Consider the following 14926-nt stretch of genomic DNA (forward strand, 5'->3'; position numbering starts at 1 on the left):
TGGCGAAGATGGAGGTTCCGCCATGTTGCAGATGACCGCTGAGGAGGCCCGACGTTTTTTGGAAAGCCGCGCGGCCGAGGAGCATGTCCTGGTGGATGTCCGGCAGCCCTTCGAATATCAGGAATTCCATCTGCCGGGAGCGCGTCTCATCCCCCTGGGGGAATTGCCGGAACGTGCGGGTGAACTCAAGCGGGACAAGCTGGTGCTGGTGTATTGCCGTTCAGGAAGCCGCAGCGTGGCCGCCGCCGGTCTGCTGGAGGGCCTGGGATTCTCCCGAGTGATCAACCTGCAGGGCGGTATCGCGGCTTGGCAGGGCGGCGTGGCCATCGGTCCTGGCCATCAGGGGCTGAATTTCTGCCTTGTTGCGGCGGACAAGGGAGATGTGCTCCTTCTGGCTTGCGGCATGGAGATGATCCTGCAGGAATTTTACGAAGATCTCATGGCTCGGGCCGAAAGCCAGGACGTTCGCCTGGCTTTTCGGCAATTGGCCGGTTTCGAGGTGCGGCACCGGGAGCGGCTCTACCGTCTTCATGTCAAGGAGGATGCCGGGGCTCAGGACAGGGCGTCCTTCGAGGATCAGGCTCGGAGCCGGATCAGAAACGCGCGTGGTGAGGAAATGGCCGAAGGCGGCGTGGAGCCCGGGCATTTCTTGGAAAACATGGGCCTGCGCGCGACCCAGGCTCGGGATGCACTGGAGCTGGCCATGCAGTTCGAAGCCCAGGCCCTGGACTTTTATCTTCGTTGTTCCGAGCAGGAGCCGGCCGACGCCGAAAAGGCCAAGATGCTTTTGCAGCTCGGGCAGGAGGAGCGAGCCCATCTGCGCATGCTCGGCGGGTTGCTGGAGCGTCGTGCCGAGCGAGGCTAGGCGGCTTTCGTCCCCGTGACCTTGCGGGCCGTGAGCATACGGGCGTTGGGCAGGACGATTCCAGCCACGATGAAAGCCACGCCGAAGAGTTGCAGGGCCACCACCTGCTCACCGAGGATCAGCCCGGCCGCAGCAAGGGTGGCCACGGGTTCGAAGGTGGAGAAGATGGAGGTCCAGGCGCTGCCGATCTTTTCGATGGCCAGATAGAGCAGGGAAATGGCCACGGCAGTGGGGATGATGCCCAGGCTCAGGCCGATGCCCAGGCGCTCGAAGGAGTTCAGCTGGAGGATAGTTCCCGGGCCGTTGATCACGGTGAAGGCCAGGGCCGCGAACAGGACCACGAAGAACGTGGCCTGGAGCGGCTCTTCGTTCTTCAGCAGGAGCTGTACCGCGATGAGATAGGCGGAGAACAGGATCATGGAGGCCAGGGCGTAGAACACACCTGCGCCCGAGAGTCCCTTGAGGAAAGCGTCGTAGAAGACCAGGGCGCATCCGAGCATGACCAGGGTGAGCGAGGCGACGACGCAGCGGTCGATGCGCAGGCGGAAGATGAGGGCCGAGAGCAGGGTCACGGCCACGGGATAGAAATAGAAGACCAGGGCCGTTGTGGAGGCCGGAATCCGCTCCAGAGCCATGAAGAAGAGCACGCTCTGGAAGACATAGAACACGCAACCCAGCAGCGCGGCCTTGGCCAGGAGGCGGGGGCTTGGCCGCAGGGCGGCGGGATTGCGGATGAGCAGGACCACGGCCAGGATGAGCGCGCCGAAGGCGAAGCGGTGCTGGAGCATGCCCCATGTATCCATGCCCGCCGCGAAGCCGAGCTTGGCCATGATGGCCATCAGGCCGTAGCAGATGGCCGAAATGACGGAATAGAGCATACCCCGGATCATGAGTCCTCCCGCAAAGGAGGGGAACCTACCCCCGAAGTGACTACCCGCCAAGCTTTTTGAGCAGGATCAAGTATTCCTGGTTGCCCTTCGGGCCGCGGATGTCCGCGGCGACCCGTCCGAGGCAGGTCAAGCCCAGCCTCTCGCAGAACCGGAGAACCGTCTCCACGGCCTCTTCCCGATCCGCCTCGTCGCGCACCACTCCCTTGTCCGTGCGGCCCGGCCCCAGCTCGAACTGGGGCTTGACGAGCACGGCGGCCAGTCCGCCGGGTTTGAGAAAACGCAAACAGCCTTCCAACACGCGGGTTACGGAAATGAAGGAGACGTCGGCCGTGATGCAGTCCACGAGTTCGGGAAGAAGGGCGTCCGGAGGCTCTTTGAGGTTGACCCGCTCCAGAACCACAACGCGCGGATCCTGGCGCAGCTTCCAGTGCAACTGGCCGTAGCCCACGTCCGCGGCGTAGACGCGGACCGCGCCGTGCTGGAGCAGGCAGTCGGTGAATCCGCCGGTGGAGGCTCCGGCGTCCAGACAAATCATGCCCGAGGGGTCGAAGCCCAATCGTTCGACGGCCGTGAGCAGCTTGAAACCGCCTCGGCTGACGAAGCGTTCCACACCCTCCACCAGCAGTTCGGCATCGGCCGGGAGCATCTGGCCGGGCTTGGCGATGGGCGTCTTCTGCCCGCGTTCGATGACGAAGGCCTGGCCCGCCATGACGAGGCGCTTGGCCTTTTCGCGACTTTCGGCCAGGCCCCGCAGCGCCAGGAGCTGGTCGGCCCGCTCCCGCGCGGCCATCAGCGTTTCGTCAGGCCCAGACGCCGGACTACGTTGACGGCGGCCTTGGCCGTATATTCCTCCGGGCTCAGGGAGGCCTTGTCCTCGGGCTGGAGGATCAATTCGGGGCGGTTGGCCAGGGTCGGATCGGGCGTGATTCCGAACTCCGCCGGGAAGGTGTTGTCGAAATACTGCTGCTGGAAGCCCACGAATTTCAGGTGATGGGCCGTGGCGTCCAGGATGCAGGACTCGTCGTCGGAGAGCAGGCCCAGCTCCTTGGCCCGGCGAGCGCCGGCCAGGCATTCGCCGCCCTGGGTGCAGGCGATGTGGCCGTGACGGTTGGCTAGGAGCATGCCCTCGATGATGGCCTGTTCCGTGACTTGGAGCACCTGGAAGGCATTCTCGCCGCCCAGGGTCTCGTAGCGCTCGGCGAAGTGTTTCACGCGCGGGAAGGAGACCGGGTTGCCGATCATGGCCGCCTGGGCCACGCTCGGGGTCACGGGCACGGGCGCGTAGCTCCGCTTGGCCGGGTCGTCCACGGCGTAGTAGCGGTAGACCGGGTCGGCGTGGTGGGATTGCACGCCGAAGATGCGCGGCAGGGTCTCGATGACGCCAAGGTCCAGGAGCTTGAGGAAACCGGCCATGACCGCGGTGATGTTGCCGGCGTTGCCGATGGGCACGAAGACGCACTTCCCGGCCATGTCCCAGCCGTACCATTGGGCCACCTCGAAGGCGTAGGACTCCTGGCCCAGGATGCGCCAGGCGTTCTTGGAGTTGAGCAAGGCCACTCGGTAGTTGTCGGCTAGGTATTCGACCACCTTCATGCAATCGTCGAAGACCCCGGGAACTTCCAGGACGATGGCCCCGCTGCCCAGGGGTTGGGCCAGCTGCTGCGGAGTGACCTTGCCGTGGGGCAGGAGGACCACGCTCTTGATCGGGCCGCCGACGTAGGCGGCGTAGAGGGCCGCCGAAGCCGAGGTGTCGCCCGTGGAGGCGCAGACCGTGAGCACCTGGTCCCAACCCTGACGGCGGATGCAGTTGCGCAGATAGCTGAAGGCGCAGGCCATGCCCCGGTCCTTGAAGGACGCGCTCGGATTCTGGCCGTCGTTCTTGTAGGCCGTGCGCAGACCCGTGATCTCCCGCAGGGCCGGGCTGGATTCCACGATGGGCGTGTTGCCCTCGCCCAGGCAGACGATGTCCTCGGGCTCCAGCACTGGGGCCATGAGTTCGTAGAAGCGGAAGATGCCGCGCAGGGCCGGGTTCTTGGATGCCGCGCGGGCGTCGAAGATCTCGCGCCATTCTCGGCCGGAGGTCTTCTTCAGACTGTCGAAGGTCGTGTCGCGCAGCAGGAAGACGCCGCCGCATTCTGGGCAGGTGTAGAGCAGTTCGTCGATGCCGTAGGTCTTGCCGCAGCCCAGGCAGTGGTATTCCATGACGCCGCGGTAGGAAGGAAAGTGCGGGTTCATCCGTCTTCTCCGAATTCAGTTACGGCCAGACGCGCGGCATGCTCAGGATGATCATGACCGCGCCCAGGCTCATTTTCAGGGTGGTGCCCAGGGCCTTGCCCCAGAACGCGCCCATGGCCGCGCGTCGAGCCTCGGGCAGGGCCTTGCCCTGGATGATCTCGATCAGCAGACAGCCGGTGAAGGCCCCGGCCAAGGAGCCGATGAGCGCTCCCAGGCCGAACAGGAATGGAGCTCCAAGGATCGCCCCGGCGATGGCCCCGATGATGCCGCCCAGGTTGCCCTTGGCGCTGGCCCCGTACTTGCGGGCTCCATGGGCCTGGGCCGCGAACTCGGCGGCCTCGCCCGCCAGGGCCAGGACGAGCAGCAGGCCCATGAACAGCCAGGTCATGCCCTCGGGCTGGGTCGGATGCAGCCAGGTCCAGGCCGCCAGCAAGGTCAGGGCCACCCAGTTGGCGGGCAGGCCGAAGACGTGCAGGAACTGCACGGCCGTGATCAGGGACAGGAAGAGCGCGGCCCAGACGTAGTCCATCAGGCGTTCCTCAAGTCCACCACGCGTTTGGCCTTGCCCTCGCCCTTGGGAATGGAGTCGTGCTGCACGAGCTCAACGCGGGGCGTGATGAGCAGCTCGTCGCGCAGCCGGTCGGCGATGCGCTTCTGGAGCTTCCGCAGGACGCGCATGTCCTCGACGAAGAATTCTTCCTTGATCTCCACCTTGACGCGCATCTGGTCGATGAATTCCTCGGTGAAGAGTTCGATGACGTAGTTCTGGCCCACCTCCGGCAGACACATGAGAGCCTGCTCCACCTGCATGGGGTAGATGTTCACGCCCTTGATGATGAGCATGTCGTCGGCCCGGCCGGTGATCCGGTCGATGCGGCGGTGGGTCCGGCCGCAGGCGCATTCCCCGGGCAGGAAACGGGTCAGGTCGCGGGTGCGGTAACGCAGGATGGGCATGCCTTCGCGGGTCAGGGTGGTCATGACCAGTTCGCCCACCTCGCCCTCGGCCACGTGCTCGCCGGTCTCGGGGTCGACGATCTCCGCCAGATAGGAGTCCTCCCAGAGGTGCATACCGTTCTGGCGTTCGCATTCGAAGGCCACGCCCGGGCCGTTCATCTCGGAAAGGCCGTAGGAATTGTACGCCTTGAGGTGAAGCAACTCCTCCACGCGGCGGCGCACCTCCTCGGTGTGCGGCTCGGCGCCGATGAGCGCGATGCGCCATTTCAGGTTCGCCGGATCGATGCCCTCGGACTTGAGGAAGGCGCCGAAATACAGGGCGTAGGAGGGGATGATGTGCACGGCCGTGACGCCGAAGTCGCGGATGAGTTTGACCTGGCGCTTGGAGTTTCCGGCTCCGGCCGGGATGGTCAGGCAACCGAGCTTCTCGGCTCCGTAGTGGATGCCCAGGCCGCCGGTGAACAGACCGTAGCCGCTCATGTTCTGGAAGATGTCGCCCTTGCGCATTCCGGCGGAGTACATGCTGCGCGCCACCAGGTCGGCCCAGCGGTCCAGGTCGGCCTGGGTATAGAAGATGGCCGTGGGGGAACCGGTGGTGCCGGATGAGGCGTGCAGGCGCACGAACTGATCCAGCGGGCGGCAGAGCAGGCCGTGGGGATACTGGGCGCGCAGGTCGTTCTTGGTGGTGAAGGGAAGGCGGCGCACATCGTCCACGCTCCTGATGTCCTCGGGACGGACACCGGCCTTGGCGAGATGCTCCTTGTAGAACGGCGAATTACAGGCGTTTTCCACAACGGCCCGCAGACGCTCGGCCTGCAGGCGAAGCAGGTCCGCGCGGGGCAGGGTCTCCTCCGCAGTGTAGAACATGGATCCTCCCGACATGTTATTCGTAGGGCGACTCGGACGGATAGGGCGTGGCGCTCAGATTCTCGAACGCCGTGTATTTCTTCAGGAAGGCCAGCTCCACCTCGCCCACCGGGCCGTTGCGCTGCTTGCCGATGATGATTTCGGCGACGCCGGCCTTGGGGTTGTCGTCCTTCTTGTTGTAGAACTCGTCCCGGTACAGGAACACGATCACGTCGGCGTCCTGCTCGATGGCGCCGGATTCGCGCAGGTCCGAGAGCATGGGGCGCTTGTTCGTGCGTTCCTCGACCTTGCGGTTGAGCTGCGACAAGGCGATGACCGGGATGTTCAGCTCCTTCGCAAGAGCCTTCAAGTTCCGCGAAATATCAGAAATTTCCTGTTCGCGCGAGTCGATGTCCCGGCTGGAGCGCATGAGCTGGAGGTAGTCGATGACCACCAGACCGAGTTTGTGCTCGGCCTTGAGGCGACGGCAGCGGGCGCGCAGCTCCAGCGTGGACAGCGCCGGGGTGTCGTCGATGAAGATGGGCGCCTTGCCCAGCGTGTCTGCGGCGTCCTGGAGTTTGGCCCAATCCGCGTCCTCGATGAAACCGCTGCGCAGACGGGAAAGCTCGACCATGCCCTGGCAGGCCAGGAGGCGGGTCATGAGTTGTTCCATGCTCATTTCCAGGGAGAAGACCGCCGTGGGCACCTCGGACTTGACCGCCGCGCGCAGGGCCAGATTCAGGGCGAAGGCCGTCTTGCCCATGCTCGGACGACCGGCCACGATGATCAGGTCGGAGTTCTGCAGGCCGGAGGTCATCTCGTCGAAGCGCACGTAGGTCGTCGGGATGCCCGTGACCGCGGACTTGTTCTCGTAGCGCTGCTCGAGCTGGTCGAAGACCTTGTGCACCAGATCCTTGGAGGCCATGTAGGGGCTCTGGGCCTTGGCCTCCGCGATCTCGAATATTTGTTTTTCCGAGGCGTCCAGCAGGGCGTCCACATCCCGGGCTTCGTAGCATTCGGAGATGATTTCGCTGGAGACGTCGATGAGACGGCGCAGAATCGACTTGTCGCGTACAATGCGGGCATGGAACAGGGCGTTGGCCGCGCTTACCGGGGAATCGGCAAGCTCCGCCAGATATACCGGCCCCCCCACCTGGTCCAACTCGCCGGATTGCTTGAGCGCATCCGTGACCGTGACCAGATCGATGGGCCGGTTCAGATTATAGAGGTCGATGAAGCACTGGAAGATGGCCGCATGAGCCGGAGAATAGAAATCGTCGGGGCCGACGAGGTCGACCAGGGAGTTGAAGAGGCTGTTCTTCAAAAAGACGCCCCCCAGAACCGCCTGTTCGGCTTCCAGGTTCTGGGGGGGGACCTTGCGCAGGAGATCGGAGGAGGCCCTCGGCTGGGCCTCCCCCGATGGATTTCTGTCGCGGCCCCTAGGCCTGCTGGTCGTTTCCTTCCGCCTGCTGTTCATCGGTCGTCTCGGGAGCGGACTGCTCCGGCTCCTCGGCTACATGGCCTTCGCGAACCACGGAGAGCTTGATGGCGGCGTGGACGTCGGGATGCAGCCTGACCTCGACCTCGTATTCGCCCAGGGCGCGGATGGCTTCGGGCAGGACGATCTTGCGGCGGTCGATTTCGATGCCCTTCTCGGCGGCCAGGACGTCGGCGATGTTCACCGAGGTCACGGAGCCGTAGAGCTTGTCGTTCTCGCCCACGCGGACGGCGATGGTCAGGGCCACGCCGTTGATGCGCTCGGCCACGTCGGCGGCGCTGGTGCGCAGCGTGTCGGCCTTGGCCTGGAGCTTCTTGCGCTCCAGTTCGAACTGCTTCAGGTTGGCCTCGGTGGCCGGCATGGCCAAGCCCTGGGGCACGAGGTAGTTGCGGCCGTACCCGGGCTTGACGGTGACGATCTGGCCGAGGCGGCCGAGGGCCTCCACATCGGCGCGCAGAATGAGTTTCATCTCCGGCCTCCTACAGGGTCCGCTTCTTCACGTCCGTGCTGTGCACGGTGGTGTAGAAGAGCAGCGCCATCTGGCGGGCGCGCTTGATTTCAGTGGTCAGCTGCCGCTGGTGCTTGGCGCAGGTGCCGGTGATGCGGCGGGCGATGATCTTGCCGCGCTCGGTGATGTAGTCCCGAAGGATGTCGGCGCGTTTGTAATCCAGGGGCAGATTCTTGTCCGCGCAGAAGCGGCAGAACTTCTTGCGGGGGGTGAACTTCTTGCGGAATGCCATGGCCAGTCCTCCTTACGCGGCGGTCGCGTCCGCCAAGCGGACGGTGACGAACTTGAAGATGCCGTCGGTGATGCGGATGTTGCGCTCCAGCTCCGCGACGAGCGGGCCGGGCCCGGCATACTCCAGGCGCACGTAATAGCCACGGGTCTGCTTCTGGACCGGATAGGCCAGGGTGCGGATTCCCCAATCGTCCACGACGTTCACCTTGCCCCCCTCGCGGTCCACGATGGCGGAGAGGTTGTCGATGAGCGTCTTGCGGTTCTCCTCGGCCAGTTCAGGCGAGAGAAGAACCAGTGTCTCGTAGGTCTGAGACATGTGTTCCTCCTTTTGGTCTATGGCCCTTCCCGTTGCGGGAAGAGCAAGGCAGAACGGGCAACTTATTCGTTCGCTCCGTTGCTGTCAAGGCCGTTTCGTCTTGTCCGTGCCGGGCGGCGTCCAGCCGCACTCCTTCTTGGGGCCTCAACCGAGGCCCAGGTTCGAGAGTCCCTTGCGGCAGAGCCAGAAGGCCGCGACCAGAACGGCCAGGACGATGATTCCCTTGAGCATCTCATATCCCCATGATGCTGAAGCCGGAGTCCACGTAGAGGACCTCGCCGGTGATCCCGGAAGCCAGGGAGGAGGCCAGGAACAGGGCCGTGTTGCCGACGTCCTCGATGGTCACGTTGCGGTGCATGGGAGCGTGCTCCTCCACGTGGGCCAGGATGCTCTTGAAGCCGGAGATGCCCGAGGAGGCCAGGGTTTTGATGGGACCGGCGCTGACCGCGTTGATGCGTACGCCCTTCCGTCCCAGGTCGGCGGCCAGGTATCGGACGCTGGCTTCCAGGGCGGCCTTGGCCACGCCCATGACGTTGTAGTTGGTCACCACCTTGGTGGAGCCGTGGTAGGTCATGGTCAGGATCGAGGCGTCGGGGCTCAGCAGGTCTTCGTAGGCCCGGCAGAGGGCCACCAGGGAAAAGGCCGAAATGTCCAGGGCCAGCTTGAAGCCGTCGCGGGAAGTCTCGATATAGCGGCCCTTGAGGTCGTCACGGTTGGCGAAGGCTACCGAATGCACGAGCACGTCCACTCCGCCCCATTTCTCCCGCACCATCTCGGCGGAGGCCGCGATGCTCGCGTCGTCGGTCACGTCGCAGGGGAAGATGAATTCGCCGCCCAGCGTCTCGCTGATGGGCTCCACACGTTTCTGGATGGCCTCGTTGACGTAGCTGAAGGCCAGGCGCGCACCGTTCTTCTTGAACGCCTCGGCGATGCCGTAGGCGATGCTCTTGTCGTTGGCCACGCCGAAGACGAGGGCCCTCTTTCCTTGCAGAAGCATGTTCATTCTCCTTGGTTCGTCTTGGAAGGCTATACCGTCAGCTCCGTTCCGGTCAACAGGCGGTAGGCCTCCAGATATTTCTCCTGGGTTTTCAGGGCGATCTCTTCCGGGATGCGCGGGGCCGGGGGGCGCTTGTCGAAGCCGATCTCCTCCAACCAGTCGCGCAGAAACTGCTTGTCGAAGCTCGGCTGGCCCCGGCCCGGGGCATAGCCGTCGGCGGGCCAGAAGCGCGAGGAGTCCGGGGTCAGAACCTCATCGATGAGCAGCAGGCCGTCATCGGTTGCGCCGAACTCGAACTTGGTGTCCGCGATGAGGATGCCCCGCGTCCGCGCGTGGGACCGGGCCCGGGAATAGATGGCCAGGGCGAGATCCTGGACTTTGGTCATGAGCGCCGGGCCGAGCATGGCCGCGGCCTGGTCCACGGTGATGTTCTCGTCGTGCTGTCCGATCTCGGCCTTGGTGGACGGCGTGAACAGGGGTGTGTCCAACATGTCCGACTCGCGCAGGCCCGTGGGCAGTTTGTGCCCGCTGACCATGCCGGTTTTCTGATAGTCCTTCCAGCCCGAGCCGGTGATGTAGCCGCGCACGATGCACTCGATGGGCAGGGGCTTGGCCTTGCGCACCAGCACCGAGCGCCCCCGGAGCATGGCCGAGTAGGGGGCCAGGGCCTTGGGGAAGTCGGCGGTGTCGGCGGCCAGAATGTGGTTCCCGACGAGATCTTCCATCATCTTCATCCAGTACAGGGTGATCTGGTTCAGGATCACGCCCTTGAGCGGGATGGGGTCGGGCATGACCACGTCGAAGGCCGAAATTCGGTCGGTGGTCACGATGAGCAGGGTCACGGGGTCGATCTCGTAGATGTCCCGGACCTTGCCCCTGGAAGCCAGCTTGAATTCCTTGATGTCGGTGGTGATGACGGCGGGTGCGCTCATGGTGCTACCTCTTTTTCTTCTTGGGGATGCGGCATTCCACGGAACGGGCGTGGGCCTCCAGTCCTTCCAGCCGGGCCAGCCGGGCGATCTTGGCTCCGTGCGCGCCGACGAAGGCCGGGGAGGCGGCCACGATGCTCGACTTCTTGCAGAAGGTCTGCACGGACAGGGCCGAGGAGAACCGCGCCGTTCCCAGGGTGGGCAGGACGTGGTTGGGCCCGGCGAAATAGTCGCCCACGGGCTCGGGGCAGTGGTGGCCCATGAAGATGGCCCCGGCGTGGCGGATGGACGGCAGCAGGGCCCAGGGCTCGGCCACGGCCAGCTCCAGGTGTTCGGGGGCCAGTCGGTTGACCATGTCCGCCGCCGTGGCGAGGTCCGGGGTGAGGGCCAGGACGCCCCAGTCGGCCAGCGACTTGGCGGCGATCTCGCCGCGTGGCAGGAGCTTGAGCTGGGCGGCCAGCTCGGCGGTCACGGCCTTGGCCAGCTTTGTGTCCGGCGTGGCCAGGACGCAGGCGGCCAGGGGATCGTGCTCGGCCTGGGAGAGCAGGTCCGCCGCCAGCCATGCGGGATCGGCGGAGGCGTCGGCCAGGACGGCGATCTCGCTCGGTCCGGCCACCATGTCGATGCCCACTTCGCCCACCAGGAGCGATTTGGCCGTGGCCACGTAGATGTTGCCCGGCCCGGCGATGACGTCGCAGGGGCGGATGGTCTTGGTGCCGTAGGCCAGGGCGGCCACGGCCCAGGCGCTGCCCGAGAGGTGGACCTCGTCGATGTCGAGCAGGGCGGCGGTGGCCAATATATATGGATTGAGCGTCCCGTCGGCCCGGGGCGGGGAGACGACCGCGATCTCGCGCACTCCGGCCACCCGGGCGGGCACGGCGTTCATGATCAGGCTGGAGACCAACGGCGTTTCGCCGCCCTGTCCGCCGGGGACATACAGGCCCACGCGGTCCACCGGCAGGACCAGCTGGCCCAGGATGGTGCCGTCCGGGGCCGTGGTGAGCCAGGAATTCTCGCGTTGGCGCTCGTGGAAGGCCCGGACATTGGCGATGGCCTCGGCCAGGATGGCCGCGTCCTCGGCGGGAATGGCCTTGAGGGCCTTCGTGATGGCCGTCTTGGGGACGCGCTGGCGGGAGGCCGTGAAGCCTGGACAGTCGAAGCGGCGGGTGTAGTCCGCCAGGGCGACGTCGCCGCGTTCGCGCACGTCGGCCAGGATGTCGCGGACGACATCCCGGACCTTGGATTCCGGATTGCGGCGGCCCGCGAGGCGTCCGCTCAGGGCGGGCCAGTCGTCAGGACTGGAGTAGATGATCTGTTTGAGGGGCATGAGGTGTTCCGTGGTTCGAGGGGTTGTCGTCGAAGCGGAAATATACGGGAGGCGGCCTGGAAAGTCGAGTCGGGCCAGGGCATAAAAAAAGGCCGGGGCTTGCGCCCCGGCCCGGGTATGGCGTGGGATCCGAGTCCCAGTCTGGACTAGAACTCGTACTTGATGCCGGTGCTCAGCTTGTAGGCGTCGGCGGGATCGCGGGTGGCCGAGGAGGCCCACACGTCCTTGTCGTAGCCGTTGTTGATGTAGCCGAGGTCGAAGCTCAGGGTCAGTTCGTCATACAGCTTGTAGCTGGTGTTCAGGTCCACTTCCCAGATGTGGTCCTTCTCGGTCAGCGTGTAGCCGTAGGAGTAGTAGTTGCTGCCCGCGACGCCGACGAGATCCTTGTCGTTGGTGCCCTGGGCGTACATGACGATGAAGGTGTGCTTCAGCTTCTCGATGAAGCTGATGTCCTTCAACTGCAGGCCCACGGCCCAGAAGCCCAGGTTGCGGGCGTCGGTGGTGCCGTTGGGGGTGCCCTCGATCAGGGTGTCGCCGTTGAAGAAGAAGGAGCCGACGCCCCAGTTACGGGCGGTGAGCATGGGCATGCGCTCGGAACCGTTGCTGGTCTTGTCGTCTTCACCGGAGGTGTAGGCGAAGAACAGCTCGGGGGTCATGAAGTCGAGGCCGGTGTAGTCCACGGCCAGGTCGAACATCCAGCCGGAACGGTCATCGGAGTCGATGCTGCCGGTGGCCTTGCCGTAGTTCACGTCGGCCATGACCTTGATCGGATCGAAGTAGGTCATCTCGAAGCTGGTGCCGCCCCAGTAGGCGTTGCGGCCGTTGATGGTCGGGGCGCCGGGGCCGGTGAGGCCGCGGATCATGCGGCGCGCGCTGTTGGAGTAGCTCGTGTCGGTGGCCAGATCGCTGACGGCGGCGGAACCGGCGTAGGCGTACATGAAGAAAGGCGCGAACTTGAAGCCGTCGAGCTTCACCGGCACGATCAGGGTGGCGGCGTCAACCGAAGTGTTCGAGGTGCCACGCGGGGTGGTGGTGTTATCGTAGTCGTAGAGGCGGGCGTAACCGGCCACCACGCTCACCTCGTCGATCACCGGGATGGTGGTGAACACGCCGGCCACTTCGTCGTCCAGGATCAGGCTGCCGCCGCCGTAGGCCGCGGGCAGGTTGATGCCCTGGTAGCCGATGCGGTTGGCGATCTTGGTGCCCGGAATCTTGAAGTCGACATAGGCCCGGCGCACGTTGATGCCGTTGAAGCGGTCATGGAAGCGGTACTGGTCGCCGCCCCAACGCTGCTCGTCGGCCGTGGAGCCGATTTCCGTGGCCAGCACGCCCTTCAGGTTCTCGTTGGCGATGAAGTCGAACTGGGTGCGGAAGCGCTGGAACACGTTGAAGTCGCCGTTGCGGTCGCTCGCCGTGTTGGCTTTCTCGTTCAGGTCGAAGTTGTCCGAAACGAGGAACTCGATGATCTACTGGCCGGAGGCCTTCATGGTCACGGCGTGGGCCGAAGCGGCCATGCCGAGCACGAAGGCCAGGAGGGTGGCCAGCAGAACCAAGCGTTTCATGGTTATCCTTCCTTTCTTTTGCGGTGTTCGCAAATAAATGTCCGATCCTTCGCCGATACCCTTGCACTTGTCGTATCCATGTTCAAAAATTTTTACAAGAGGAAATTCGTTACAAAGTTAAAATTTTTTAACTCGAGGTATCCCATTCAAAAGATGAAAAAAAAGGGCCGGGGCTTACGCCCCGGCCCGGGTCAGGCGTGGGAAAGACGTGGGGCTGGAAGCAAGGACTAGAACTGGTACAGGATACCGGTGCTCAGCTTGTAGGCGTCGTTCTTGTCCAGACCGCCCATACCAGGGGCCGCACGCCACTTGTCCTTGTCGTAGCCGTTGTTGATGTAGCCGAGGTCCAGGGTCAGGCACAGTTCTTCGTAGAGCTGGTACTTGGTGTTCAGGTCCACTTCCACGATGTGGTCTTCCTCGGTCAGCGTCTGGCCGTAGGTGATGGCCGCGTTGCCGATGAGGGCCTTGTCGTTGGTGCCCTTCGCGTACATGACGGTGAAGGTGTGGGACAGCTTCTCGAGGAAGCTGATGTCCTTCAGGCTGAGGCCGAGAGCCCAGAAGCCGGTCTGCTCGACGCCGTAGCCCTTGGAGCCCTGAAGCAGGGTGTCGCCGCCGAAGAAGAAGGAGCCGAGAGCCCAGTTACGAGCGTTCAGCGTGGGCATACGCTCGGAACCGTCGGTCACGTCGCTGTCCTCGCCAGAGGTGTAGGCGAAGAACAGCTCGGGGGTCATGAAGTCGAAGCCGGTGTAGTCCACGGCCAGGTCGAACATCCAGCCGGAACGGTTGTCGACCTTGTCACTGCCGGTGGCCTTGCCGTAGTTGACGTCGGCCATGACCTTGATCGGGTCGAAGTAGGTCATCTCAAAGCTGGTGCCGCCCCAGTAAACCTTGCGGCCGGCGGTGCTGATGGCGCCGGGGCCGGTCAGGCCCCAGGTGCCGGGGCCAATGAGGTCGAGAGTAACCGGATCGGTGCGGACCATTTCGTTGACGGCAGCGGAGCCAGCGTAGGCATACATGAAGAAGGGCGCGAACTTGAAGCCGTCCAACGTCACGGGCAGGATCAGGACGCCCGCGTCAAGCGAGGTGTTCTGGGTGCCGCTAATGTTGTCGTCGTTGTCGAAGTCGTAGAGGCGGGCGTAACCGGCCACCACGCTCAGCTCGTCGATGACCGGGATGGCGGTGACCACGCCGGCCACTTCGTCGTCCAGGATCATGCTGCCGCCGCCGACGGCCGCGGGCAGGTTGATGTTCTGGTAGCCGATGCGGTTGGTGATCTTGGTGCCCGGGATGGCGAAGTCGACATAGGCCCGGCGCACGTTGATGCCGTTGAAGCGGTCATGGAAGCGGTAGTTGTCGCCGCCCCAACGCTGCTCCGCAGCGGTCGAGCCGATTTCCGTGGCCAGCACGCCGCGGAGGTTCTCGTTGGCGATGAAGTCGAACTGGGTGCGGAGACGCTGGTAGACGTTGAAGTCGCCCTGGCCGTCGCCAGCACCGCCGTTCTTATCCATGTCGAAGTTCTCAGAGAACAGGAACTCCACGGCCCAAGCGCCGGAAGCCTCCACCTTGACGGCGTGGGCCGAAGCGGCCATGCCGAAGACGAAGGCCAGAAGCGTGGCCAAAAGAACCAAACGTTTCATGTTATCCTTCCTTTCTTTTGCGGTTGCGTAATGCGATTGCCCTTCCAACGCCATGCCCTGAGTCGACTTCTAGCAAGGTTCAAAAATTTTTACAAGCCTCCAGGGGCAAAAAGTATCAAAATTTTTACAAT

At 64.2% G+C, this 14926-nt stretch carries 15 protein-coding genes; 1 reads left to right on the forward strand and 14 read right to left on the reverse strand.

The genetic code is table 11. The annotated features are described in order from the left end of the window. Positions 1–22: 22 nt before the first annotated feature. A complete protein-coding gene (locus H587_RS0101600) occupies positions 23–865 on the forward strand; it encodes a rhodanese-like domain-containing protein (protein ID WP_034608395.1) in 843 nt (280 codons plus the stop codon). Here the strand turns inward: H587_RS0101600 and H587_RS0101605 are convergent. The 14 genes from H587_RS0101605 to H587_RS0101675 all read right to left on the reverse strand — a co-directional run bounded on the left by H587_RS0101605 (position 862) and on the right by H587_RS0101675 (position 14795). Beyond that, complete coding sequence (locus tag H587_RS0101605; RefSeq protein WP_027174763.1) at positions 862–1755, reverse strand: DMT family transporter; 894 nt, start codon at positions 1753–1755, stop codon at positions 862–864. The two genes, H587_RS0101600 and H587_RS0101605, sit on opposite strands and share 4 nt — an antisense overlap. Positions 1756–1795: 40 nt before the next feature. Then, positions 1796–2545, reverse strand: a complete 750-nt coding sequence (locus H587_RS0101610) for a TlyA family RNA methyltransferase (protein WP_027174764.1) — start codon at positions 2543–2545, stop codon at positions 1796–1798. After that, positions 2545–3990: a threonine synthase gene (thrC, locus tag H587_RS0101615; RefSeq protein ID WP_027174765.1), complete on the reverse strand. Its 1446-nt coding sequence runs from the start codon at positions 3988–3990 to the stop codon at positions 2545–2547. Before thrC ends, H587_RS0101610 begins: the two co-directional genes overlap by 1 nt. A 19-nt stretch (positions 3991–4009) precedes the next feature. Then, positions 4010–4519, reverse strand: a complete 510-nt coding sequence (locus H587_RS0101620; protein ID WP_027174766.1) for a DUF456 domain-containing protein — start codon at positions 4517–4519, stop codon at positions 4010–4012. Continuing rightward, entirely contained in the window at positions 4519–5811 is a 1293-nt protein-coding gene (locus H587_RS0101625) for a phenylacetate--CoA ligase family protein (RefSeq protein WP_027174767.1), read from the reverse strand. The genes H587_RS0101620 and H587_RS0101625 overlap by 1 nt, the downstream gene beginning before the upstream one ends. Before the next feature lie 16 nt (positions 5812–5827). Beyond that, positions 5828–7267, reverse strand: coding sequence for a replicative DNA helicase (dnaB, locus tag H587_RS0101630; protein ID WP_027174768.1), 1440 nt, complete (start codon positions 7265–7267; stop codon positions 5828–5830). Then, positions 7230–7757: a 50S ribosomal protein L9 gene (rplI, locus tag H587_RS0101635; RefSeq protein ID WP_027174769.1), complete on the reverse strand. Its 528-nt coding sequence runs from the start codon at positions 7755–7757 to the stop codon at positions 7230–7232. The genes dnaB and rplI overlap by 38 nt, the downstream gene beginning before the upstream one ends. Positions 7758–7767: 10 nt before the next feature. Then, entirely contained in the window at positions 7768–8028 is a 261-nt protein-coding gene (gene rpsR / locus H587_RS0101640; protein WP_027174770.1) for a 30S ribosomal protein S18, read from the reverse strand. 12 nt (positions 8029–8040) lie between these two features. After that, the gene (rpsF, locus tag H587_RS0101645; RefSeq protein WP_027174771.1) at positions 8041–8343 is read right to left on the reverse strand and encodes a 30S ribosomal protein S6; all 303 of its coding nucleotides are present in this window, start codon (positions 8341–8343) and stop codon (positions 8041–8043) included. A gap of 232 nt (positions 8344–8575) precedes the next feature. After that, positions 8576–9340 (reverse strand): enoyl-ACP reductase FabI, encoded by a 765-nt coding sequence (locus H587_RS0101655; RefSeq protein WP_027174772.1) that lies wholly within the window; start codon positions 9338–9340, stop codon positions 8576–8578. A gap of 29 nt (positions 9341–9369) precedes the next feature. Then, positions 9370–10272 (reverse strand): phosphoribosylaminoimidazolesuccinocarboxamide synthase, encoded by a 903-nt coding sequence (locus H587_RS0101660; protein ID WP_027174773.1) that lies wholly within the window; start codon positions 10270–10272, stop codon positions 9370–9372. A gap of 4 nt (positions 10273–10276) precedes the next feature. Next, the gene (hisD, locus tag H587_RS0101665) at positions 10277–11596 is read right to left on the reverse strand and encodes a histidinol dehydrogenase (RefSeq protein ID WP_027174774.1); all 1320 of its coding nucleotides are present in this window, start codon (positions 11594–11596) and stop codon (positions 10277–10279) included. 146 nt (positions 11597–11742) lie between these two features. Next, complete coding sequence (locus tag H587_RS16885) at positions 11743–13062, reverse strand: outer membrane homotrimeric porin (protein ID WP_156904418.1); 1320 nt, start codon at positions 13060–13062, stop codon at positions 11743–11745. 323 nt (positions 13063–13385) lie between these two features. Next, positions 13386–14795, reverse strand: coding sequence for an outer membrane homotrimeric porin (locus H587_RS0101675; protein WP_027174775.1), 1410 nt, complete (start codon positions 14793–14795; stop codon positions 13386–13388). Positions 14796–14926: the final 131 nt, after the last annotated feature.

The organism is Desulfovibrio aminophilus DSM 12254 (assembly GCF_000422565.1).
Lineage (GTDB): Bacteria > Desulfobacterota > Desulfovibrionia > Desulfovibrionales > Desulfovibrionaceae > Aminidesulfovibrio > Aminidesulfovibrio aminophilus.

Bases quoted from the DNA above. Each gene is read 5' to 3' on its own strand.
- rplI (WP_027174769.1), bottom strand. From the start codon at position 7,757: ATGAAACTCATTCTGCGCGCCGATGTGGAGGCCCTCGGCCGCCTCGGC.
- H587_RS0101605 (WP_027174763.1), bottom strand. From the start codon at position 1,755: ATGATCCGGGGTATGCTCTATTCCGTCATTTCGGCCATCTGCTACGGC.
- H587_RS0101675 (WP_027174775.1), bottom strand. From the start codon at position 14,795: ATGAAACGTTTGGTTCTTTTGGCCACGCTTCTGGCCTTCGTCTTCGGC.
- H587_RS0101610 (WP_027174764.1), bottom strand. From the start codon at position 2,545: ATGGCCGCGCGGGAGCGGGCCGACCAGCTCCTGGCGCTGCGGGGCCTG.
- thrC (WP_027174765.1), bottom strand. From the start codon at position 3,990: ATGAACCCGCACTTTCCTTCCTACCGCGGCGTCATGGAATACCACTGC.
- dnaB (WP_027174768.1), bottom strand. From the start codon at position 7,267: ATGAACAGCAGGCGGAAGGAAACGACCAGCAGGCCTAGGGGCCGCGAC.
- H587_RS0101655 (WP_027174772.1), bottom strand. From the start codon at position 9,340: ATGCTTCTGCAAGGAAAGAGGGCCCTCGTCTTCGGCGTGGCCAACGAC.
- H587_RS0101660 (WP_027174773.1), bottom strand. From the start codon at position 10,272: ATGAGCGCACCCGCCGTCATCACCACCGACATCAAGGAATTCAAGCTG.
- rpsF (WP_027174771.1), bottom strand. From the start codon at position 8,343: ATGTCTCAGACCTACGAGACACTGGTTCTTCTCTCGCCTGAACTGGCC.
- H587_RS0101600 (WP_034608395.1), top strand. From the start codon at position 23: ATGTTGCAGATGACCGCTGAGGAGGCCCGACGTTTTTTGGAAAGCCGC.
- H587_RS0101620 (WP_027174766.1), bottom strand. From the start codon at position 4,519: ATGGACTACGTCTGGGCCGCGCTCTTCCTGTCCCTGATCACGGCCGTG.
- rpsR (WP_027174770.1), bottom strand. From the start codon at position 8,028: ATGGCATTCCGCAAGAAGTTCACCCCCCGCAAGAAGTTCTGCCGCTTC.
- H587_RS0101625 (WP_027174767.1), bottom strand. From the start codon at position 5,811: ATGTTCTACACTGCGGAGGAGACCCTGCCCCGCGCGGACCTGCTTCGC.
- hisD (WP_027174774.1), bottom strand. From the start codon at position 11,596: ATGCCCCTCAAACAGATCATCTACTCCAGTCCTGACGACTGGCCCGCC.